General features: G+C 69.9%; 18 protein-coding genes. 8 read left to right on the top strand and 10 right to left on the bottom strand.

Annotated features, from left to right (window positions below; all coding sequences use genetic code 11):
- Positions 1–482: 482 nt before the first annotated feature.
- Positions 483–659: a CsbD family protein gene (locus tag B0675_RS24385; RefSeq protein WP_081221057.1), complete on the bottom strand. Its 177-nt coding sequence runs from the start codon at positions 657–659 to the stop codon at positions 483–485.
- A 181-nt stretch (positions 660–840) separates the two neighbouring features.
- Between B0675_RS24385 and B0675_RS24380 the strand changes: the two genes are divergently transcribed.
- Both B0675_RS24380 and B0675_RS24375 read left to right on the top strand, forming a co-directional pair.
- Complete coding sequence (locus B0675_RS24380; RefSeq protein ID WP_067385923.1) at positions 841–1,011, top strand: hydrophobic protein; 171 nt, start codon at positions 841–843, stop codon at positions 1,009–1,011.
- 1,123 nt (positions 1,012–2,134) lie between these two features.
- Positions 2,135–2,974, top strand: a complete 840-nt coding sequence (locus B0675_RS24375) for an RNA polymerase sigma factor SigF (RefSeq protein WP_081221055.1) — start codon at positions 2,135–2,137, stop codon at positions 2,972–2,974.
- Between the two features lie 339 nt (positions 2,975–3,313).
- Here B0675_RS24375 and B0675_RS24370 read toward each other — a convergent pair whose 3' ends face one another.
- Positions 3,314–4,147 (bottom strand): hypothetical protein, encoded by an 834-nt coding sequence (locus tag B0675_RS24370; RefSeq protein ID WP_241539860.1) that lies wholly within the window; start codon positions 4,145–4,147, stop codon positions 3,314–3,316.
- Positions 4,148–4,633: 486 nt separating this feature from the next.
- Between B0675_RS24370 and B0675_RS24365 the strand changes: the two genes are divergently transcribed.
- Positions 4,634–5,245 carry a response regulator transcription factor gene (locus B0675_RS24365; RefSeq protein ID WP_179165356.1) on the top strand — a complete coding sequence of 204 codons (612 nt, stop codon included), beginning with the start codon at positions 4,634–4,636 and terminating at the stop codon, positions 5,243–5,245.
- Here B0675_RS24365 and B0675_RS24360 read toward each other — a convergent pair.
- From B0675_RS24360 to lanKC, 4 genes are all read right to left on the bottom strand, one after another.
- Positions 5,220–7,352 carry an ABC transporter ATP-binding protein gene (locus tag B0675_RS24360; protein WP_081221053.1) on the bottom strand — a complete coding sequence of 711 codons (2,133 nt, stop codon included), beginning with the start codon at positions 7,350–7,352 and terminating at the stop codon, positions 5,220–5,222. The two genes, B0675_RS24365 and B0675_RS24360, sit on opposite strands and share 26 nt — an antisense overlap.
- Positions 7,352–9,241 (bottom strand): ABC transporter ATP-binding protein, encoded by a 1,890-nt coding sequence (locus tag B0675_RS24355; protein WP_081221052.1) that lies wholly within the window; start codon positions 9,239–9,241, stop codon positions 7,352–7,354. The genes B0675_RS24360 and B0675_RS24355 overlap by 1 nt, the downstream gene beginning before the upstream one ends.
- A gap of 188 nt (positions 9,242–9,429) precedes the next feature.
- Positions 9,430–9,558, bottom strand: coding sequence for a SapB/AmfS family lanthipeptide (locus B0675_RS24350; protein WP_058940762.1), 129 nt, complete (start codon positions 9,556–9,558; stop codon positions 9,430–9,432).
- A gap of 58 nt (positions 9,559–9,616) precedes the next feature.
- Complete coding sequence (lanKC, locus tag B0675_RS24345; RefSeq protein ID WP_081221986.1) at positions 9,617–12,202, bottom strand: class III lanthionine synthetase LanKC; 2,586 nt, start codon at positions 12,200–12,202, stop codon at positions 9,617–9,619.
- Positions 12,203–12,978: 776 nt separating this feature from the next.
- On the opposite strand from lanKC, the gene B0675_RS24340 reads away from it, so the two are divergent.
- From B0675_RS24340 to B0675_RS24320, 4 genes are all read left to right on the top strand, one after another.
- On the top strand, positions 12,979–13,332 hold the full coding sequence (locus B0675_RS24340; RefSeq protein WP_081221050.1) for a BatC protein: 354 nt from the start codon (positions 12,979–12,981) through the stop codon (positions 13,330–13,332).
- A complete protein-coding gene (locus B0675_RS24335; protein WP_081221048.1) occupies positions 13,329–14,531 on the top strand; it encodes a cupin domain-containing protein in 1,203 nt (400 codons plus the stop codon). The genes B0675_RS24340 and B0675_RS24335 overlap by 4 nt, the downstream gene beginning before the upstream one ends.
- On the top strand, positions 14,528–15,451 hold the full coding sequence (locus tag B0675_RS24330) for a sucrase ferredoxin (RefSeq protein ID WP_081221046.1): 924 nt from the start codon (positions 14,528–14,530) through the stop codon (positions 15,449–15,451). The genes B0675_RS24335 and B0675_RS24330 overlap by 4 nt, the downstream gene beginning before the upstream one ends.
- 463 nt (positions 15,452–15,914) lie before the next feature.
- Entirely contained in the window at positions 15,915–16,580 is a 666-nt protein-coding gene (locus tag B0675_RS24320) for a hypothetical protein (protein WP_081221041.1), read from the top strand.
- Between the two features lie 191 nt (positions 16,581–16,771).
- Here the strand turns inward: B0675_RS24320 and B0675_RS24315 are convergent, their stop codons facing one another.
- From B0675_RS24315 to B0675_RS24305, 3 genes are read right to left on the bottom strand one after another with little or no spacing between them, the layout of a single operon-like run.
- Positions 16,772–17,821: an aldehyde reductase gene (locus tag B0675_RS24315; RefSeq protein WP_081221038.1), complete on the bottom strand. Its 1,050-nt coding sequence runs from the start codon at positions 17,819–17,821 to the stop codon at positions 16,772–16,774.
- 41 nt (positions 17,822–17,862) lie between these two features.
- The gene (locus B0675_RS24310; protein WP_081221035.1) at positions 17,863–18,234 is read right to left on the bottom strand and encodes a VOC family protein; all 372 of its coding nucleotides are present in this window, start codon (positions 18,232–18,234) and stop codon (positions 17,863–17,865) included.
- A 59-nt stretch (positions 18,235–18,293) separates the two neighbouring features.
- Positions 18,294–19,343: an aldo/keto reductase gene (locus B0675_RS24305; protein ID WP_081221032.1), complete on the bottom strand. Its 1,050-nt coding sequence runs from the start codon at positions 19,341–19,343 to the stop codon at positions 18,294–18,296.
- Positions 19,344–19,464: 121 nt separating this feature from the next.
- On the opposite strand from B0675_RS24305, the gene B0675_RS24300 reads away from it, so the two are divergent.
- Positions 19,465–20,016: a TetR/AcrR family transcriptional regulator gene (locus tag B0675_RS24300; protein ID WP_081221030.1), complete on the top strand. Its 552-nt coding sequence runs from the start codon at positions 19,465–19,467 to the stop codon at positions 20,014–20,016.
- A gap of 215 nt (positions 20,017–20,231) precedes the next feature.
- Here B0675_RS24300 and B0675_RS24295 read toward each other — a convergent pair whose 3' ends face one another.
- The gene (locus B0675_RS24295; RefSeq protein ID WP_241539859.1) at positions 20,232–21,272 is read right to left on the bottom strand and encodes a PAS domain-containing protein; all 1,041 of its coding nucleotides are present in this window, start codon (positions 21,270–21,272) and stop codon (positions 20,232–20,234) included.
- Between the last annotated feature and the right edge of the window lie 263 nt (positions 21,273–21,535).

Genomic DNA, 21,535 nt, shown 5'->3' with positions numbered 1-21,535 from the left:
GAGCAGGTCAGCGACTCCTCCGGGTGACATGAAGCACGTCGCGGGCGACCGGGGAGCAGAGAGTGAAGAATTTGAGGAGATTCCGTAACTTCGCCACTGGATCACCAGAAAATCGTCCGGATGCCCGCAGCAGGACGACAGGACAGCCTGCAATCGTCGCCGCGCACGGGAGATCCGGCAGCGCGTACGAACGGCCCCTCGGTGTCTTCTCCCAACAGATCGCCCTGGTCGAGTCCCTCGACAGCTGCTCCGGTGAACATGTCCCAGCGGCCGGAGCAGCGAGCGCTCCGCCCGACGGGGCGGCGACGATCCCGGCGCTCGACCGCGGCCGTGCGCCCAGTCCGTGACGAGCGCCCTCGGTCCCGTGCTGTGACGGGCCGGCGACGCGACCGCGTGCACCGCATCCGTCGCGGAAACGAAGCCGGCCCGGGAAGCACAGATCCCGGCAGCCATCAGGCTGCCGGGATCAGGAGTGCTGAGCGCTACTTGGGCCGGACGGCGTCCTTGGCCTTCTCCTTGGCCGCACGCAGGTCACCCTGGGTCTCCTTGGCCTGCCCCTCGGCCTTCAGGGACTCGTTGCCCACGGCGCCGCCGGCGACCTTCTTGACCTTGCCCTCGACCTGCTCGCCCTTGGCCTGAGCCTTCTCGTCCGCAGCCACAACCACTCACCCTGCCTCAATCGGAATTCACGTACGCCCTCCGTGTCACCCCGGATCACATCCTCAAACCAGCGCGACGACTGCCGCGCTTTTCCCAGCCGCCCAAGCCCGAGCAATACCCACGACGCGCAGGAATGAAGAGCGGAGCGCAGGGCACACGACGGTCCGGAGGTTGATAACCATGGTTCCTATTCTTCTTGTTCTGCTGCTCGCCCTGATCCTCTTCGGCGCCGGTTTCGCGCTGAAGGCGCTCTGGTGGATCGCCGTGATCGTCCTGATCGTCTGGGTTCTCGGATTCGTGATCCGCCCGACAGCAAGCGGCGGCAAGCGTGGCCGCTGGTACCGCTGGTAAACAGCCTGATCAGCACAGATACATGGGTGGGGCCCGACGCCATGGCGTCGGGCCCCACCCATGTCACGCCTCGGGGGCGCGAGACAAGGCGCGACGCCGGGAATCATGGCATTCCAGCACGACACCTCCGGCCATCCACGCTTTCGCACAGCGCGTCTACGTGAGGTCACGGCGTTTGAAAGCGGGCCCCTGAGGGGGCGTCACCCAATGTGCGGGCCCGCGGCGTCCTCAGTTCGACCGCCGTAAGGCATCCGAACCGCGCCTGTTGTACCTCGCGGAGGAAAGGGGCGGACAGGAAGGGTCAAGGGCCCCACTGTTCCAGGTGACCGTAGGGGATTCCGCGGGCGGAGCGGAGCGGCGGTATGCGTGGCTGCCACGACGGGCCGCCCTGTCGTACAAGCGGTACGGGCACCGTCATCAAGCCGGTCGAACGAGTCGCCTGCCGCCATTGCACCTCCCTCACGCAACACATCGAGGGGCCCTGGCGCTCTGCGCCAGGGCCCCGAAGGAACCTGCTACACCATCTGCCGGCTTGGGGACTGCACCGGCCTTCTGTAACCGCTGGCCCGACCGGATTGCTGTCGGGGACGCGGGGATCGCGGTTGCTCGACCGGAGACCACCTCACTATCGATGTCCTGCGGTACCCGGGCTCAGCCATTCCGCCCGGGCGATCCTGATGGCGTCTCGCTCCTCCGTTCCTTCCCTCTCGAACAACTGGTGCCAACGGGCCGCGCCGCACATCTTCGGCCCTGCTCACGGCGGCCCCTGATCACTTCGGGCCACCCGGTCCGGTCGTCAGCCCCGTCGCCGTCCTTCGACAACCCTGGCTTCGGAACTCCACCACCGAACCGCTCTGCCTACTACAACTGCGCTTTTCTCCACGGCAGTTCGTGTCTGCCGGGCTCCACCGATCTCGACTACGAGAGAAACCATAGCCACACGATCAAGCAATGTCTACTTCAGCCACCATAGATTTTCGTGTCTCATCCGAGGAGCAAGTCAGCGCCACAGCAGCACGGTGACGATCTCATCTGGCATGCATGCCTCAACCGCGGGTACGCCGTCTCTGCCCGTCCCGAGGCGGCGGGCATCCAAGGCTGGATCACGCGGGAAGGGACGAGCATGACAGTGACCGACACCAACGGGGCGCGGACCGTCGTGCTGCCGGCAATCAGCCACCCGTCGCACGTCGCCCCGAAGGATGCCCGCGAGCTGTCGAGGCTGTTCTTCGACCGTCTCGCCGTCCTCGAAGAGGGCACCCCCGAGTACCAGTACGCGCGCAACACCCTCATCGAAATCAACATCACCCTCGTACAGTTCGCGGCCTCACGTTTCCGCAGCCGCAGCAGCGACGAGATGGAAGACATCGTCCAGGTCGGCACGATCGGCCTCATCAAGGCCATCGACCGCTTCGAGCTGAGTCGCGAAGTCGAGTTCACCTCCTTCGCCGTGCCCTACATCGTCGGTGAGATCAAGCGTTTCTTCCGCGACACGTCATGGGCCGTGCACGTCCCGCGCCGGCTTCAGGAAGCGCGGATCGCCCTCGCCAAGGCGACTGAGGAGCTCCGCAGCCGGCTCGGCCGCATGCCCACCACGCGCGAACTGGCGGCACTGATGTGCTTGCCCGAGGAAGAGGTGATCGAGGCTCGTAAGGCCTCCAACGGCTATACCTCCGCCTCTCTGGACGCCGCCATCACCTCCAGCGAGGACGGGGAAGCCGCCCTCGCGGACTTCATCGGAGTGGATGACACCGCCCTCGAACTGGTCGAGGACGTCAGCGCGCTGGCCCCACTGATCGCGCAGCTCGACGACCGTGAGCGGCGGATCATCCACATGCGGTTCGTCGATGAACTCACCCAGGCCCAGATCGGCGAGCACCTCGGCGTCTCCCAGATGCACGTCTCCCGACTCCTCAACCGCATCCTCGCCAAACTCCGCGAAGGCATGCTCACCACTACCTGAGCACGAACCTCGAGCCACCCTCGGACGAGGCGACTCGTCGCAGTCCTTCCCCGCAGTGGCGGTGGCACGGCCGTGACGGCCCTGTGCTGCGTGGCCGGCGACGACGAGACACGTTCGTCGCCGGCCACGGTCCCCCACGACCGCAGACGTCTTCGGGTCGCCGATCAGGACGCCGAACTCGACATCGTTGCCTTCCGCGCACCGGGAGGAGTTCGCGCCGCCGCCGTACGGACCCCTTTCCGGCCGACGTTCCGCCGCCGGGACCCGGCCACGACCCTCAAGGACGCACGGTGGCGGCGAACAGTCCGAGGCGGGCGGCCGTTTCGTCGCCGCGTCCGCCTAGCCCAAGGTTCGCAGCACCTCGGCGATCGTTGCCCGGTACGCTCGCAGCGCCTCAAGACCGGCGGCATAGCGGTCACGGTGTCTGGCGATGTCCGCGCTCTGCTCCCGCGCCCGGGCGGCGTGCCAGACCTCGGCCGTATGGTGACGGCGTTTGCAGGTGACGTCCGCCGTCGCGGTCGCTCGCTCCCGCGGCAGGTGCCGGGTGTTGCCGTCACTGCCACGCCGCCAGGCAGTGTCCGAGTACGCGGCCACAGGGTCGGGATAGCGCGTGAATCCTTGTTCTGCCACACACTGGGACCACACTTCCCACGCGGCGCGCAGGCGTGGATCGCGCTTGACCACCGTGTCGACCTCGACCGCCCGCCTACCGGCGTACAACCAGTCCCGCTGGACGTCGATGCCGTGCATCAACCGCTCGCCCGCCTCGGCAGTGCACGCGGGGAAGTCCGCATACTCGGCGATCGTCATCCTGCGGCCCTTCGGCTGGGACGACACTGCCACTGACGGGTCCCAGCCGTAGCCCCAGCGGCGAGCGGCGTCGAGATCAAGGACTCCGTAGTCGCTGGCGACCGCGGTGGCGACCATGGGATCGCTGGGATAGCGAGGGTCGAGCGGGAAGTCCGGATGGCCGCGCTGCGCCATGCACCGGCGGACCAGCAATGCTGTGGCCCGCTTGGATCGTTGGTAGTCCTGCGACGTGTAGTCGAAGCGGTCGCCCGGGAGCGAGCCGAGGTCCGACGCCGTACGGATGACGCCCGGCCCTCCCGCACCGGAGACACACAGCGCCGTAAGCAACAACGCGGCACCCAGCCGCCACCCCCGCATGGTCATGATCACGGATGCTAGCGACGCACGAGCAACTGCCCGTCGTCGGCCCCCACTTCAGCGAACGGACTCCGGCTCCTGGCCGCGTGCTCAAACGGCATCTCCGACGAACCGGCTCGATTCCGGCCCGTGCCGAGACCCACCTCGAAGATCTTTCCCGGAGGCCGCCGCGGCCAGGCACCTGCATGGATCACGCCTTTCTCGCCCGCCGGCGCGTACGGACAACACGACCGTCAGGGTCCGCCCACAGCCCACGGACCGTCACTGCCCTGGCCGGGGGCGCCCCGTCACGAGGGCGTATGCGTCCCGACGCGAGCGACACACGGCTTCCGGCCGAGATCCGCAAGGATCTTGGCGCGCTGACACGGCATGGAAGTGAGCCACCGTCGAAAACCGTTCGGGGTTCCCTCTCGGCCTCTCGGGAAGCCGGAGAGACGACACAACGGATGCCGGGTGTGTGCATGCCGGGCGGAGGATCGAGAGAGGACACCCATGACCGCGGTGCTCGTACTGCACAGCGTCAGCCTGATGCGCTCCGCGCTGACGGCACTCCTACGGACTGAACCCACGTTCGACGTGGATGCGGCGGGCTGGATGTCCGCCCGTGAGAACGCAAGCGGGCTACGCCCCGACGTGTGCCTGGTCGACCTCGACTGTCCCGGCGCCACCTCCTTATTAGAGGGCGGCGCCGGGAACACGGGCGAGCGGGTGCCGGTGCCGCGCGCCGGGCTCGTCGTCCTGGCGTCGGCCGGACGACCCGGAGCGCTGCGCAGAGCGTTCGATGCCCAGGCCCTGGGGTTCGTGGACAAACACAGCTCCGCGCAACGGTTGATCAAGGGCATCACGGAAGTGGCCGCGGGTCAGCGGTTCGTGGACGCGTCACTGGCCTGTGGGTTCCTGGAAGCTTCCCAAATGCCGCTGACCACGCGCGAACTGAGCGTGCTGGCACGGGCCGCCCAAGGCGAGACGGTGGCGGAGATCGCCCGTCGACTCCATCTGACCAGCGGAACGGTACGGAACTACATGGCCGCGGCGACCCGCAAGGTCGGCGCCCGCAACCGCATCGACGCCATCCGCATCACGCAGGGCGCCGGCTGGGTCTGACGTCGCGGGGTCCGACGTCGCGGTCGCAGGCCGGGCCGACCGCTGTGACCGCACCCTTCGACGCCGGGGGGTCGTCGCCGCGAAGCGCGGGCAGGGACGCCCTCACACCGCGGTCCTCCGATTCCTCTCCTCCGTGAGCGCGGCGCTCCGACGCGCGCCGATCACGCTCCTCCACGGCGGATCCGGGCTCGTGGTACCAGCGGCCGACCAGGTCGCGGTAGAGCTCCGACTCGGCCAGAAGGGCGTCGTGCGGTCCACACAGGGCGCGGTCGCCGTCCAGGACGAGGACGCGGTCGGCCCGTAGAGCGGAGCTGATCCGGTGGGCGACGAGCACGAGGGTGCCGGGGCGCTCGGCGAGGACACGCTCGGTCCGCTCCTCCGTCTCCGGGTCGAGGTGACAGGTGGCCTCGTCCAGCAGGAGCAGGGGGGCCGGGGACACATAGGCGCGTCCGACGGCCAGTTGCTGGCACTCCCCGAGTGAGAGGAGACGTGGGTCGACCCTTCCGTGCAGGCCGCCGAGCCGCCGCACCAGGCCTTCCAGACCAAGGAGGCGCGTGGCGCGGTCGAGGTCGGCACGGGAGGCGTCGGGCCGGAAGTACGCGAGGTTCTCGCCGACGGTCCCGCTGAAGACGTACGCCCGCTGCGGCAGGAGTGTCCGGCGCGGCTGCGGATGCGCCGGCCCGTCGGGACCCGGCGCCGCTCCCGCCACCCGTACCGAACCGGCATCCGGCGTGAGGAGTCCGGCAAGCAGAGAGGTGAGGGTGGACTTGCCGATGCCGCTCGGCCCGACGACCACGAGGTGCTCGCCGTCCTCAACGGTCAGGTCCAGCTCCCTCAGCACAGGGCGCGCTCCGGTGCCGTACGCGAAGGTCACGCCTCGAAGCTCGGCCGCAGGTGTCCGTCCGGAGCGGCCCGACCTCGCGGGGCAAGCAGGTCGGGGATCGTCGGCAGGTGGCCGCCCGGACGGATGCGCGCCGGGTTCGACTGGAGGCTGGGCAGTCGGGATGGGTGCGATGGGCGGGATTCTCGGGGCAGCGTGGTCATCCTGGTCGGTGAACCGCTCCAGCACGACCAACAGGCGGGTGCCGGCCGTTCCGACGGCGGTCATCAGGGCGTGCAGGGCGGGCAGGAGAGCCTGGACCAGGTACGTCAGCGCTCCCAGCAGGGCGCCCGCCGTCAGTCCGCCCTCGATGAGAAGAGGGGTCGCGGCGAGAAGTACGACCAGGGGAAGTCGGCCGGCGACGCCGAGCGCGAACGATCGTACGGCCGCCCAGCGGGCCAGCCTCCGGGACAGCCGTTCCTCGACGGCGATCAGCCTGCCGATCTCAGCGGCGACCCGGGCTCCGGCCCCGCACGCCGCCACGTCGCGCAGGCCGGAGGCCACCTGCCCGGACAGGGCGGACAGTGCCTCGTCGGCGTCCAGATAGGCACGCTGCGCGGCCGCCATGGGAGGAAAGGTCGACAGGAAGAGGATGAGTCCTGCCAGCAGCGGCGGCAGTACGACGAACAGCAGCGCCGGGTCGAGCGAGGCCATGCCGAGCAGCGCGCCCGCCGTGGTGAAGACGAACGAGCGGGCGGTCAGGACCAGGCCGGCGAAGCTGTCGCGGGCGATCTCGGTCTGGTGCGTGAGCCGGGACACGGCCCCGGTCGGGTCGGCTCGTGCCGGCTCGGCGAGCGCGGCGCCGAGCGCCTGGTCCACCGCCCGGCGCATCAGGCCGTCGCGGAACGGTTCGACCAGGTCGGCCAGTCCTCGGAAGACCTGCCGGACGGCGAAGCCGCCGAGCAGCGTGGCGCCCGCCGCGACGCAGAGCCAGAGCAGGCCGGTGCCGGTACGGCCGGCGAGGAAGCCGTCGTCGAGCGAGCGGGCGACTCCGTAGCCGCCGAGGAAGATCTGAGCGCTCTCCAGGAGGGACCAGCCGGACAAGGCGAACAGGACAGATCGGTGCCGGCGCAGGAACCGTCGGCCGTCCGGCAACACCCGTGTCAGGGAGCCACGTTCATCGTTCCTGCTCGACCTCGGGTCGTCCGGGGTTCGCCGCGTCGACGGTCCGGGCTTGTGCAGGGGCGAGGAGCCGTCGGGGGCTGCCGCGGGACGGGTGTCGTTCATCAGGCCCCCTCCCCCGCTGCCGGGTGTCCGGAGGTGGCCCCGGGCGGCGAACCGCTTCCCGGGACCGTTCGAGAGTTGCCTGGACGGTCCGGTCCGGCTTCCGCCGTGGCGGTGAAGACGGCACGGTAGTCGGGCATCCGCCACAGCACGTCGTGCGGGGCCATCCCGCGGATGCGGCCCTTCTCCAGCCAGAGCACCAGATCGGCACGGGCCGCGGTCGACAATCGATGGGCGACCAGCAGCCGGGTCCCGGCACGGACGTCACGGGCGAGCGCGCGCTCCACCTCCCGCTGGGTGACGGTGTCCAGGCCGGACATCGCGTCGTCCAGCACGAGCAGTCGTCCGGCGTGCGCGAACGCCCGCGCCAGCCCGAGTCGTTGGCGCTCACCGCCGGACAACGGCGCGTGCGTGAGCGGGGTGTCGTAGCCCTGCGGAAGACGCGTCACGAAGGTGTCCGCTCCAGCGGCACGGGCGGCTGCGCGTACGGCCGAGGGCGGCGGTGCCACGACGCCGAACGCGATGGCGTCGGCGACCGTGGCTCCGAAGAGCGCGGGCTGTGCGAAGGCGTGAACCACCTCCGTGCGCAGGTCCTCCTCGGTGAGCCGGTCGAGCGGGACGCCGTCCAGACGCACGCAGCCCTCGTCGGGGTCGGTCAGCCGGCCCGCCACCGCCGCGAGGGCGGACGTGCCCGAACCGGAGCGGCCCACGACGGCCACCGTCGTCCCGCCTGGCACGGTGACGGTGACGTCGTCAAGGACACGGACGCCGTCGCGTACGACACCGACACCGTGAAGCTCCAGCGTCCCCGGTCCGCCTGCCGACAGCACCGAGGGACCGTGCGCGACCGGGGCCAGGAGGGCCGGTTCGACCGTGCGGCGAGCGGCCGCCCTTCCCTTCACGAGGGCACCGACCACCCCGGCCACCGCCCCGGCGCCCGCTGCCAGTGCCGCGTACCGGGAGGCGGCGACCAGGTCACCGACGCTCAGGTGTCCGGTGGCGAGCCGCAGGCCCCCCACACCGAGAACGAGACAGACCAGCAGCGGCATCAGGACTCCGCTGTGCGCGACCGCACGCCCGTAGACCCGCCACATGGAACGGCCCTCGGTGGAGAGACGTGGCAGGTCCGCGAGCACGCGGCGTCGTTCCCGACGTACGGTGCCCGCCGCGGCGACGGTCTGGGCTCCGCCCAGCACTTCGGCGAGCCGGTCGGCGATCTCCGCCTGGACCTCCTGATACCGGCCGACGGCCACGGACGAGGAGCGGGCGAACGTCCGAAGGAGCAGCACCAGCAGAGGGACCCCCAGCAGAAAGGCCGCGGCGGTCCACCCGTCGATGACGGTCAGGGCGACAAGGGCACCGAGGGGCGGGAGGAGAGCAGCCGCGACTCCCGCCGCGGCGGCGGGAACGGTGCCCGCCTCGGTGGCGTTGGCGGTGAGCCGGGTGGCCAGATCACCCGGCGCGAAGGAGGCGGTGGCGCGGTTCGGGTCGGCGCGCAGGAGCCGGTCGAGTGTCCGGGTGCGCAGCCACGCGGTGGAGCGGGCGTTGACGGTTCCGACGAGGAGGGCGTCCGCGGAGTCGAGCAGGATCTCCGCGACGACGAGCGCCGCGCACGCGAGGGTCCATGGGGTGGCGCCCGGCGACCGGGAGAGGAGCAGGTCCAGGGCGTGCCCGAGGACCGCCGGTTCGGCCAGCGAGACGAGCGCGGAGGTGACGGAGCAGAGGAGGATCGCGAGGCTGTGTCCGCCGCTGTGGCGAAGTGCCTGGCGCAGTACGCCGTTACAGGCCGCGCGGACCTCCGAGTCTTCCTCTGCGTCGCTCCCGGCGAAGGACGGGGTGGCCGGTGGGTCCGAGAGGTCCGGGCGATCCGGAAGGTCCGGGGCGGAGGTCATCGTGGAGGTCTCCTCCCCGGGAACGGCTGGGACACGTGGTGTGGAGGCCGGTGTCGGGCTCGGGCCGACGAGCTTCCGTCGTCGGACTCAGCGGACGTCGGTCTCGGCGGACGTCGGGCATGAGCGGCGCCGGGCCGTGACCGGCGCCGGTCCGCGCGGCGGTGACGCCGCGCGGACCGGCCGGTGTGTCAGTTACAGGTGGTGACGGACAGGCTGCTGTCGCCGCAGAGCAGCAGGCTCGCGCGGCTGCCGGTGGCGACGTCGCCGGTGGCCTCTTCCTTCGGGGTCTCCATCGACTGCAGGTCGAGAAGCGTCATCGTCTTTCCTTTCGATCGGGGACTGTGAGCGGTTCGTACGTCCTGCGGGTGGTGCACTTCACGATCCCTGGACGGGACCGGCTTGTGGGTTCCGCCGGGGCGGCGGGAGGAAGGGCAGATGCACGTCTCCGCCGGAGGCGGCGCTGCCGAGGGCGAGAAGGCAACCGGCGGTGCCGGTGGCGAGGTCCATGGACAGCCGCATCATCTGCTCACCGGGAAAGGCCAGATGGCCTGCGTAGGGGACGGCGTGCCGGGACAGGGCGTCGATCTGTCGGCGCACGTCCCCCGGCGTGGTGCCGGGGCCGGGAGCGGTGGTCCGGCTGAGGTGCAGCACCATGCCGGCGGCGCCGCGGAAGAGTCCGGGTTGCGCGTAGAAGGTGGCCTGTGCGGCCCGTACGATCTCGCGGCGCGCTCTGTCGAGGTCCTCGTCCGCCCGGTGGGCGAGGTAGTCGTCGAGCACCATGCCGATGCCGACGCTGCCGGCGCCGAGGTACGGCATGGTCCGCCAGCCCTCGTCGACCTGGAGCGTTCCGGAGGCGCTGCGGACACACCGGGCGAGATCCTGCCGGAGCGCGTCGCCTGCCCGGTCGAGCAGCGCGGTGTCACCGGTGCGTTCGTAGAGGCGGACGAAGAGCAGGGCCGGTCCGGACGCCCCGTACAGGAGCCCGGCGCGGGTGATGCCGGGGACGGCCTCGGCGACCAGTTCGGCGCAGCGCCGGGCCGCTTCGTGCAGGGCGGGTGTTCCGGTCGTGGCCGCGAGGGAGTCCAGGGCGAGTCCGACGCCGGTGAGGCCGCCGTGGAGATCGGGGGCGATGCCCTCCCAGGGCCGCGCTTGGGCCGACTCGGCCAGTTCCAGGGCCCGTTCGGGGTGGCCGAGGCGGTCCAGTGTCCAGGCGATGCCGGTCAGTCCGTCGTAGAAGCCGATCGGGGTGCCGGACTCCGGTGCCTTGGTCTGGCGCAGAAGCCACTCCTCCGCCTCGGTGTGCGGGTCCGCGCCGGTCTCGGCGAGGGCGTACAGGACTCCCGCGGTGCCGTACCCGAAGGTCGCTCCGCCGCCGGTGGTGGCGAACTGGGCGATGTCGCCGGGGAAGAACCGGTCGTCGCGCTCCGGGGTGGCGGAGGCCAGGACGGCGCGGACCATCGAGTCGCGGCTGCGTGGCCAGTCACCTGGTTCGACGGGCAGGTACGGTCCGGCAGCGGGTCGGGCGGTGCCGCGGGTGATCTCCTCGACCGCCTCGTCCAGGAAGCCTCTGTCGATGGGGAATTGCTCGGCGGCGATGTCCGCCAGGTGTCGGGCTTTGGCCCTGTCGAGCGGAAGCAGACTGGTGAGCGGCAGGAACAGGGCGAGCCGGAGGCAGGCCAGGGCGTACCGGTCCACGTCGTGTCCTCGCCGGTCGGCGGGGGCGACGAAGCCGGGGTTCGCGACCGTCTGGCGTCGGCCCTCGTCGATGGGGGCCGCGGCCTCGAAGTCGATGAGTGTCACGGACCGTTCGTCCTCGGAGACCATGATGTTGAAGAGATGAAGGTCGTTGAAGACGACTCCGCGAGCGTGCACCGCGTGCACCGCGTCCTCGATCAGCCGGTGGATACGCAGGGCCCAGGCGGTGTATTCGGCGAGTGCCTCGGGGCCGGGGTCGGACTCGATGAGGGGGTGACGGCGGGCGAAGAAGGTGTTGAGCGGTTTGCCCTCCACGAACTCCATCGCCAGGAACTGGTGGTCCCCGACGGAGAACGTCCCCCGCACCTCCGGGGTGCAGCCGAGTCCGGAGAGCCGCTCCAGCGCCTCTTGTTCGCGGCGCAGCCGGGCCACCGCGTCGGCGCCGTCGGCGGCCAGTCCTGCATGCGGGCGGGCCTCTTTCAGGACGACCTTCTCACCGGTGGCGCGGTCGCGGCCGACGTAGACCCCGCCTCCGTTGGAGAAGTGCAGGGCGCTCTCGATGGCGTAGGGAAGTTCGCCGACGGTGACCGCGGCCCGGGCCTCGAGGTGGGGCGCGAGGAAGGCCGGCGGCTCGATCCAGTCGGGTATCCGGAAGGCGGGCCCGCGCAGATCGGGGACGAGCCGTCCGTCGGGGCGCCGTACCGCGGGCCGCAGTTCCCCGTCCTCGTCGTAACAATGCCGGCGGGTGAAGCTGCCGTAGCGGAGGTGGACCGGTCCGGATCCCCAGCGCAGGTCGCTGAGAATGTACGGTGCAGGCTCGCCGGCGAGGAGAGCGGCGAGGTCTTCTGCGACGCGGCGGCACCGCTCGTCGTCGGACGGGTACACGGTGATGAATTTGCCGCTCGCCGCCCGGTCCGCGTACTTGGCGTTGCGATGGTGCAGCAGATAGCGACTGGGCACGAACTTGTGGGCGACACGCTGCTCTTGACAGTAGGTCGAGACCCTCGCGAGGACGGACTCGGCGTTGCCGAGGCACGCGGACACATGGATCTTCCATCCCTGTTCGGGGAGTTGGCTGTCCATCGGCCGCAAGGCCAGCCAGTCGCCGACGCGGTGACGCTGCCAGCCCTCGGGGACCGGTGCGAGGGCCACCTCGTACTGCTCCCCCCTTCGGTCGGCTGCGCCGGTCGGGCCGGTGTTCATCCGGTGCGGAGCGTCGTAGAAGTGCGGGTCCGCGTCACAGAAGGCGGCGTAGCCCTTGATCACGTCCACTCCCTCGGTCGGCGGTACCGGCTCCGTGTCGGCCTGACGGGAAGAACGGTGTCATCCGGTGAAGGGGCGCCGACAGTCACACACGTCAGCAACTGACCGTGCGAAACGCACGGTTGACCCGGACCTTGGGGAAGGGTGCCCGCACCAGCGGAGGCAGCTCCTGGCGAGAGACTCTCCCGGCCGCTGTACGCGACGACCGGCTGATCGGAGCCGCGGTGTCGACCCGCTGATTCGTACGGATCGCCCCACCCGTGACGGGCCGACGGTCCGTACGGCATTTCACTCACCCACTCGGCTGTCCGCGGCACAACGCGCACCACTCGGGAATCCACATCTGTCCCATCGCCACACAAATGGCCGCAGCGGCAGCCGGCGGGCACCGTGCGTTATGGCCCCGCACATGAGGCACGACTGCAAAAGGGAGTCTGGAAATCTCATCCCCAATACGAGCCGACGCAGGGAGCACTCACTTCCTGCTCCCGTCCTCAGCGTTCTTACGGTGCCTTCTTCCACGGGCCGAGTCGTGCGCCCGGATCGAATTGCCGCATCCGATCTCACCGGCCGAGGCGAAGTAAGGGCCGCGTTTTCTGCGCCCACCATTGTGCGAGACCGCCGATACGCGATGTGTTTCTACACGAACGCGCGGGAAGTCGAGTCGTTGCCCTGCGACACGAAGGATGAATGCGAGCATCGGTAAGCATCGAAAACCGGACTGCATGCCAGGGCAGATATCGGGAACTCAGACACAAAGATCGAACACTGGAGGAACCATGACGCATTCTGAAGACGAGGGTCCTGCGGACGGCGGCGCCGAGGGCACACCGGGCCAGCACGACGGCGGAGCCGACGGAGGAGCCGACGGAGGAGCCGACGGAGGAGCCGACGGTCCCGCGGACGGCGGTGCCGAAGGCACACCCGGCCAGCACGACGGCGGAGCCGACGGAGGAGCCGACGGAGGAGCCGAAGGTCCCGCGGACGGCGGCGCCGAAGGCACACCCGGCCAGCACGACGGCGGAGCCGACGGAGGAGCCGACGGAGGAGCCGAAGGTCCCGCGGACGGCGGCGCCGCAGGCACACCCGGCCAGCACGACGGCGGAGCCGACGGAGGAGCTGGCCGCTCTTGAGGCCGGTACGGACCGATCTTCAGGGCGCCGGCAACGATTCGGCGGGCGCCCTGGAGTCCCGTTTGACCGGGTGCAGCCGTGAGTCGTTCGCCGGTGGTTTCTGGGGGCGTGAGCCACTGCTGAACCGGGACGCGAGTGACTTCGGAGACGTGTTCTCCGCCGACGCGGTGGACGAGCTCATTTCACGTCGTGGTCTGCGTACGCCCTTCCTCCGTGTCGCAAAGGAGGGCGCGGCTCTTCCCGATTCGTCGTTCACGTCGTCCGCAGGAGTCGGGGCCACCATCACCGACCAGCTGGACGACACTGCGCTGTGGCGCGCGTTCGCCGAGGGGGCCACCCTTGTGTTGCAGGCGTTGCACAGGACCTGGGAGCCGATGGCCGATCTGGTGTCCGCGCTCAGTGAGGAGCTGGGGCACCCCGTACAGGCCAATGCCTACGTGACACCGCCGCAGAACCGCGGGTTCGACGCCCACTACGACGTGCATGACGTGTTCATCGTGCAGGTCGAGGGCTCCAAGAGGTGGGTCATCCACAAGCCCGTCCTGCCCGACCCGCTCCGCGACCAGCCCTGGACCGATCACCGGAAGGCAGTCGCTGAGGCGGCCGGGCAGAAGCCGTACCTGGATACGGTGCTCAACCCCGGCGACGTGCTCTATCTGCCACGGGGCTGGTTGCACTCCGCGCAGGCTCAGGGCGACGTCTCCCTTCATGTAACCCTCGGCGTTCATGTCTGGACTCGCCACGCGTTGGCCGAGGAGTTCACCCGAGCCGCGCTTGCCGTACTTCGGGAGGATTCGGCGGCACGCCGCAGTCTCCCCCTTGGACCGGAGCATCTGGAGTCCGAGCTGGAACTCGTCCGGTCCCGTCTGCTGGAGGCTGTGGCGGAGACCGATGTGAGGCCGCGATTCCACCGGGCCCGACGATCTCAGGGCCGGCCCGCGCCGCTGGGTCCCCTGGCCCAGCTCGCAGCGCTGCGGAATCTCGACCCGACCTCGTTGATCCGGCTCCGTGACGCGCTGGCTCCGCGGTGGGAGGGAGCGCGGTTGATCACCCGAGTGGGCTGGCTCGACTTCGCGGAAACCGATGTTGCCTCCGTAACACGGTTGCTCGACGGGCAGGCTCGCACTGTCGGCGAGCTCGGTGCCGCACTCGCCGAGAGGCTGCTCCGGGCCGGCGTGCTGGTGCCGGCAGAACGGTGACCGATACCGAGCGCTTCTTCTGCTCCGACGCGGCCCGCTCCCGGGGGGACGCCCTGGCAGGGACCGCGCCCCACGGCACAGTCTGGATCCTGATCGAGTACCGACAAGGATGGCCCGTCAACGGTTTCCAGGGGCTCGACCTCGATCCGCGGACCAAAACGCTCGTCAGCAATGCCGCTCAGCGGGCTCGAGCGCGGATCCTCCTCATCAGACGCCCCGGGCGCCGCCACTGCGACGGCGCCAACCGCTGGGCGGTCCTCCGTCGCGAGACCGACGGAGCGCTCCTGCAGCATTGGGGCACCTGGCAGCGCGACGAACATCTGGCACACGTCGTTCCGGCCCTGACGACTCGTGGGACGACCGACCTGCCTCCGGTCATCCTGGTGTGCGCGCACGGCCTCCACGACACCTGCTGCGCCGTACGCGGGATTCCTGTCGGACGGACCCTGAGCGGGTTGTGGCCCGACATGGTCTGGGAATGCTCGCACGTCGGCGGAGACCGCTTCGCAGCAAACATCGTGGTCGTTCCCGACGGCGTCTACTACGGCGGCCTTGACGCACAAACAGCGATCACCGTGATCGAGGACCACATGGCCGACCGCATCCGCGCCGACCATCTGCGCGGCTACACCACCCTCTTCCCACCCCAACAGGCCGCCATCAGCGCCGTCCTCAGGCGATTCGGCCCCGCAGGCAGAGACGACTACACGATTGCCGAGTCGGTCCGGCACGGCAGAGGGTGGCACATCCGGGTCAAGAGCCGCTCACCCCGCACACCGGCGCTCGAGGTAGAAGTGATGCCGCATCTCACGCCCCCACGGCAGCTCACGTGCCGTGGGCCGGCCGATAGTTCGGCTGTGCGGTACGAAGTGACGTCGATGCGCAGGCTCGGCCGCGACGGGGCCGAGCCCGGGTCCTGAGAGCCCACGCGCGACCCGCTGACGCCTGCGGCCCCGGCTGCTGTGCTTGCTGTGCTGCTGTGCTGCTGTGCTGCTGTGCTGCTGTGCTGCTGTGCTGCTGTGCTGCTGTGCTGCTGTGCTGCTGTGCTGCTGTGCTGCTGCGAGGATGCCGTTCTGTCGTCGTCGCCGGGGTTCCCGGGGCCCTTGTTCGGACGGTAGCCGGGGTCGTTCGTGATGATCCGCCGGCCGGCGCCGAACGGCACTCCAGCAGCGACTCGTCGACAAGCCGAGATGTGACGCCCGCTCCGGCAAGCCCAGGTGACCGCGGGGCTATCCACCGGCGGGTCCCGGGGCGGGCCGTCACGGTGTTGCCAGGCCCACCCCCGTTCGGGTGTCCAGGCCCAGGGACGTCGAGCAGCCGGGACAGCAGACTCTCTCTCACGGAACCGACCACGAGACCAACCACGGACACCGGGAGACAGCCATGAACGAAACCGTGGCTAGGCGACTGACCGGCAGGGCCGGCATCGCCGCAGCAGCCGCCTTCATCATCGAAGTACCGCTGTACTTCATCTACTCCGGTCCGCCGCCGGACGCAAACGTCCTTGCCCGGTTGTTGATCGGGATTCTGGCACTGGCGTTCCTGATCGTCTTCGTGACGGTCTTCCGTGAATGGGTCAAAGCAGCGAATCCGGCCTACGAATGGGTCGGCACCGTGGCCTTCGCCGCCGGACTGGTCTACTCCACCGTCACGCTGGTCTCCAGTGGGCTGGAGGCCGGCGCGGTCATCGCCACCGACCATCCCCTTGACCCGACCATCACGGTGAACGGAACCTACATTCTGTACGGATCCATCGGCCGCATCATGCTCGCGCTGCTCCTGGCCGCCATCGGCTACGCCATCTCCCACACGCATCTGCTGCCGCGCTGGACGGGACACACCGCCTTCACCTTGGCGGCAGTCAACCTGGCCTTCGTGCCGTCCCTGTTCTTCGGCAACACCCCCTCACATTTCTACGCGGCGAACGGCTGGGGCACCACTGCCCTGATGGGCGCACTCTTCAGCTACTGGATGCTCGCTCTCGGAGTCGCCGCCTGTCGCAGGAGCACCCGTAGTGCCTCCGTGGACGCGAGGGTCCTGGAGCACTGAGCCCTTGCGGGGCGCCTCCCCCTTGAATTGGTGGAGTCCGGCGCGGAGTTCACCCCAGGTGGCTTCCGCGTACGAGGGATCGGCGGTGGGGGGCCGTCCGGACTGCGCGAACCTCGGCTGAATCCTCGAGGAGGCGATCTGCCACCCCGGGGATTCACTGGCGCCTCGCGGGAGACTGGGCCCGACGTCGGTCAGGCGGTCTCGTTCACGCCGTCGGCCGGCAGATGCGCGTCGAGGGCCAGGAGGCTTTCCGCGGTCTCGGCGATGGTGTCCTCGACGGGCCGCGGCTGCCAGTTCAGGAGGCGCCGAGCCTTCTCGGAGGTGGCGTCGAGGTCCTTGCCCAGGAGCGCGCGGAGCGGGCGCAGTTCGGGCTTGACCAGGGACAGAGTGCGGGCCGCCCAGACGGGCATCTCCCGCGTGGGCACGCGGTCGGCCCGCTTCCCGAGTCGCCGGCGGAGAATCCCCGCGACCTCACGGACCCACAGGCTCCGTCCTGACGTCGCGATGAACCGTTGTCCTGCGGCGGCGGGGTCGGTCATGGCGCGCAGGTGCAGGTCGGCCACGTCGCGGACGTCGACGTAGCCGGAGGCGAACTTCAGAGACAGGGGCATCGAGCCGTCCAGCATGTGCTGGATCAGTCCGAGGGAGGGGGAGAAGTCGGGTCCCAGTACCGGACCGAGGACACCGGTGGGGTTCACGGTGGCCAGTTCCAGCCCGTCCCCCTGAGTGGCGATGAAGTCCCAGGCGGCGCGCTCCGCGAGCGTCTTGGACTTCTGGTAGGGCTCGATGCCCGCGTCCACGTTCGTCCAGTCGTCCTCTGTGAACGGTGTGTCTCGATCGGGGTGGCCGTAGGCGATGGCGCCGATCGCCGACGTCAGGACCACGCGTCGGACGCCCGCGTCGCGGGACGCCCGCAGCACGCGGAGCACGCCTTCGCGAGCCGGTGTGACCATCGCTTCGTCCGATCGGGGCGCGGTGGTCAGGGTCGGCGAGGCGACGTGAAGGACGGCGTCGCAGCCCTGCACCGCCTCCTGCCAGCCCGCGTCCTGGGTCAGGTCGGCGGTCAGGACCTGAAGCGGCGCGTCCGGTGCGGCTCCGCCGCGCTGCAGCATCGCCCGCAGTTCCGCTTCACGGGACAGGCTGCGGACCGTCGTCCGTACCGAGTGTCCTGCGTCGAGCAGGGCCAGGACGCACCAGCTGCCGATGTAGCCCGAACCGCCCGTCACCAGTACTTCGGCCATGATTCTTGTTCTCCTTGCGCAGGGGTGGAAGCCGGCGGCGCTCAAGCCGGGATGAGCGTGGTGAGGCAGAACGGGTGGCCCGCGGGGTCCAGGAGGACGCGCCGGCGGTCGGGGGCGGGCTGGTCGGCGGGCTCGGTCGCACCGTTGGCGAGCGCCAGTCGTTCGGCCGTGTCCAGGTTCACGACGGCGACGTCCAGGTGGAACTGCTTCGGCGTTCCCTCCGGCCACTGTGGCGGACGGTGATCCGGGACGCGGACGGTGACCAGGAGGAGGGACCCCAGGTCGACGGCGCAGAATCCGTCGGACTCGAGGGTGATCTCGCCGCCCAGGGTGGCAGCCCAGAACGTCGCGAGCGCTCGCGGATCGTCGCAGTCCAGGGCTACCGATCCCAGGCGGCCCACGGGTTCGGTCATCTCGGCTCCTCGAGGCATGAAGGGGAACGGGCTGTGTGCGCTGCAGGTCGGGCGCGGGGTCAGACGTTGGCGTAGCCGGGGATGCTCGCCTTGATGCGTTCCAGTTCGCGGGTGTCGGAGACTCCCTGGAAGTCGTGGCGGGGGGTGTACGGGGCTTCCAGCCGCCGGGCTTCTTCGTCGGTGAGGTCCAGGTCGAGGGAGGCGACGGCGTCGTCGATCTGCTGGATGGTGCGTGCTCCGACCAGGGGTGCGGCGACGACGGCGTTGCGGCGCAGCCAGGCGAGGGCGACCTGGGCGCGGGAGACGCCGTGGGCGTCGGCGATGGTGCCGACCTCGTCGATGATGTGGCGGTCGCTGTCCGCGGTGGCCTGATAGAGCATGTCGGCGTAGGCGCCGTCGGTGGCGGAGCGGGTGCCGGTGTTCGCCTGGTCGGCGGGGCGGGCGAGGCGGCCGCGGGCGAGAGGGCTCCACACCATGGTGGCGACGCCTTCGTCTGCGCACAGGGGGAGCATTTCGCGCTCCTCTTCGCGGGCGAGGAGGTTGTAGTGGTCCTGCATGGTGACGAACCGGGCCCAGCCGTGGCGTTCCTGGAGGTGGAGGGCTTTGGCGAACTGCCAGGCGTGCATCGAGGACGCGCCGAGGTAGCGGGCCTTTCCGGCCTTGACCACGTCGTGGAGGGCTTCCAGGGTCTCCTCGATCGGGGTGTCGTTGTCCAGGCGGTGGATCATGTAGACGTCGACGTAGTCGGTGCCCAGGCGGCGCAGGCTGTTGTCGATCTCGGACATGATCGCCTTGCGGGACAGGCCGCCGCCGTTGGGGCTGCCCGGGCGCATGTCGTGGCGGACCTTGGTGGTGATGACGACGTCGTCGCGGTCGGCGTAGTCCTTCAGGGCCCGGCCGAGGATCTCCTCGCTGGAGCCGTAGGAGTACATGTTGGCGGTGTCGAAGAAGTTGATGCCCGCTTCGAGGGCGTGCTTGATCAGGGGGCGGCTGCTCTCTTCGTCGAGGGACCAGACGGGGTGGCCCCGGTCGGGCTCTCCGTAGGTCATGGCGCCGATGGCGACCGGAGACACGTCCAGGCCGGTGCGGCCGAGCTTGGCGTAGCGCATGAAAGGGCTCCTAGAATGGGTGAGCGGACACAAGCGGAGACATCTCCGTCTGACTCACGCAACGCTAACGGAGAGTTCTCCGCATCGCAAACGGAACACGGCCGCAGACCAGGAGAACCCCATGCCCGACGCAGCGCCCCAACGCTCCGACGCGCTGAAGAACCGCGCACTGATCCTCGAGGTCGCCCACGACGCGCTGGCCGAGTCCCCCGACGCATCCCTCAACTCGATCGCCAAGCGCGCGGGCGTCGGCCCTGGCACCCTCTACCGGCACTTCCCCACACGCGAGGCACTGATCCTCGAGGTCCACCGCCACGACACCGAGCGCCTCGTCGCATCCGTGCCGGACGTCCTCGCGGCGCACCCCCCGCTCGATGCCCTGCGACGATGGTTCACCACCCTCGCGAGCTACGTGCGCATCAAGCACGGCATGGGCGAAGCGCTGCACTCGGCGGCCGCACAGGAGGTCGTCAGCGCCTCGTGGCCCCCCGTCACCGCAGCCGTCAAGCAGCTCCTCGATGCCTGCGAGAGCGCCGGCGAGGTGCGGCCCGGCATCGACCCCGTCGACGTCATCATGCTGCTGAGCTGCCTGTGGCGGACCCCCAGCACCGCCGCCGGCACCGCCCAGGCCGACCGCCTCCTGGAGCTGGCCATCGACGGCTTCCGTCCGTAGTCACCGTGCGGTGGGCTGTCACCGCTCAGCACGAGGCAGGCGTCGGGCAGGAAGCGCTCGACCACTGTCAGTCCGGCGCCACTCGCACGGTTCCGGCTCCCACCGCGCTGCTGGGCGACTGCCCGGTCGAAGTCGACCACCGGTGGAGGACCGCCCGACGGCTTGGATCGTTGTCCCGCTCCGCACGCACCACCGTCTCGGCCTGCGCCGATCGGTCACACCGGGCTGGAGGGATGAGCCGCCGTGGCTGAGCGAGGTGGCCACGCCTGCGGCGAGAGGATACCGAGGACATAGGCCCGGGCGACCAGGGCGGGTCGAGTCGGCGCTTCCAGGAGGACGCGCAGGCGACTCAGGTGATAGTCCACCGTCTGGCGCGACAGGCGCAGTTCCTCGGCGATGTCCGCGTTGCTCCGGCCTGCCGCGAGCAGGGCGACTATGCGCACTTGCGCGGCGGTCAGGGCAGGCTGGGTCTGCAGACGTCGGCCCAGGTGGGTGGCGACGGCCCACACGCCCCGCACGCCGGGCGCCGTCGCGCCGACCGTGGCGAGCCGGATGCGGGCCCTGCGCTGCCGGCCCTCTCCGTCGACGATCACCGCTGACGCCTCAGCGGTCCTGCGTCGGCCCGTGATCAGGTCGTCCCAGGCCCGGAGCAGGTCGACGCGGTCGGGGGTGTCGGCGAGAAGGGAGTCGGCGCGCAGGCCGGTCAGATCGGAGAGGCGGAGGCGCAGGATCTCCGCGGTGGCGGTGCCGGCCTCGCTCACGCGACCATCGGGGGAAAGCCGGACGCAGGCCACCCCGCTCTGGTCACGCAGTGCGTGCAAGTCCGCCTCGGCCCGGTGCCGTTGGTCCATCACCCGGGCATAGTCGGTGACATCGACGTAGATGCCCGCGACGCAGCGTTGCACCCCCCAGTGGACGGGGAATCGATAGCCCGCCGCGTGGGCGGAGGATCCGTCGGGGCGCCGGTAGGTGAGGGCGTGCCGCACGGATTTGCCGTCGGTCAGGACCTGTTGGTCCATGGCGAGGAAGCGGCCTACGTCGGCGGGCTCGTCGAGATCCGAGAGATGGCGGCCGATCACCGCGTCGCGTGTCGTCCCGTACAGATGGGCGTAGGCGTGGTTGGCCCACACGTAGCGGCCGGCGCTGTCGCGCATGAACGCGGCGGCCGGAGCGAGTTCGGCGAGGGCGCCGAACGGGTTCTGGCCGGGCGGTCCCGTCATGTGAACCGGCCACGCCTTGAATTCCGTCTCGTTCACGATCCAACTCCTTGAATGCCGCACGATGTGACGTTCGGTGACATCTCATGTGTAAGCCGTAGCACCCTGGGAAGTCGGGGAGACCGGGCACGCCCACGCTCTGCACCGCCCGTTCGCTAGCGCACCACGGCATCTTCACATGACGCCGATCACGCGCACGCATAGGGCATTTGCCTGAGTGGTTCTCGTTCCACGGCTGCTGGAGGGCGAGTTGGGACTGGTTCGCTTGAGCAAGGCGCACCGGGCGGACGTGAGTGCTCCCG

The sequence above is a fragment of the Streptomyces sp. M41(2017) genome (assembly GCF_002078175.1).
GTDB lineage: Bacteria > Actinomycetota > Actinomycetes > Streptomycetales > Streptomycetaceae > Streptomyces.
The sequence above is the reverse complement of the archived record's forward strand: the minus strand, read 5'-3'. Positions and strand labels throughout refer to the sequence as shown.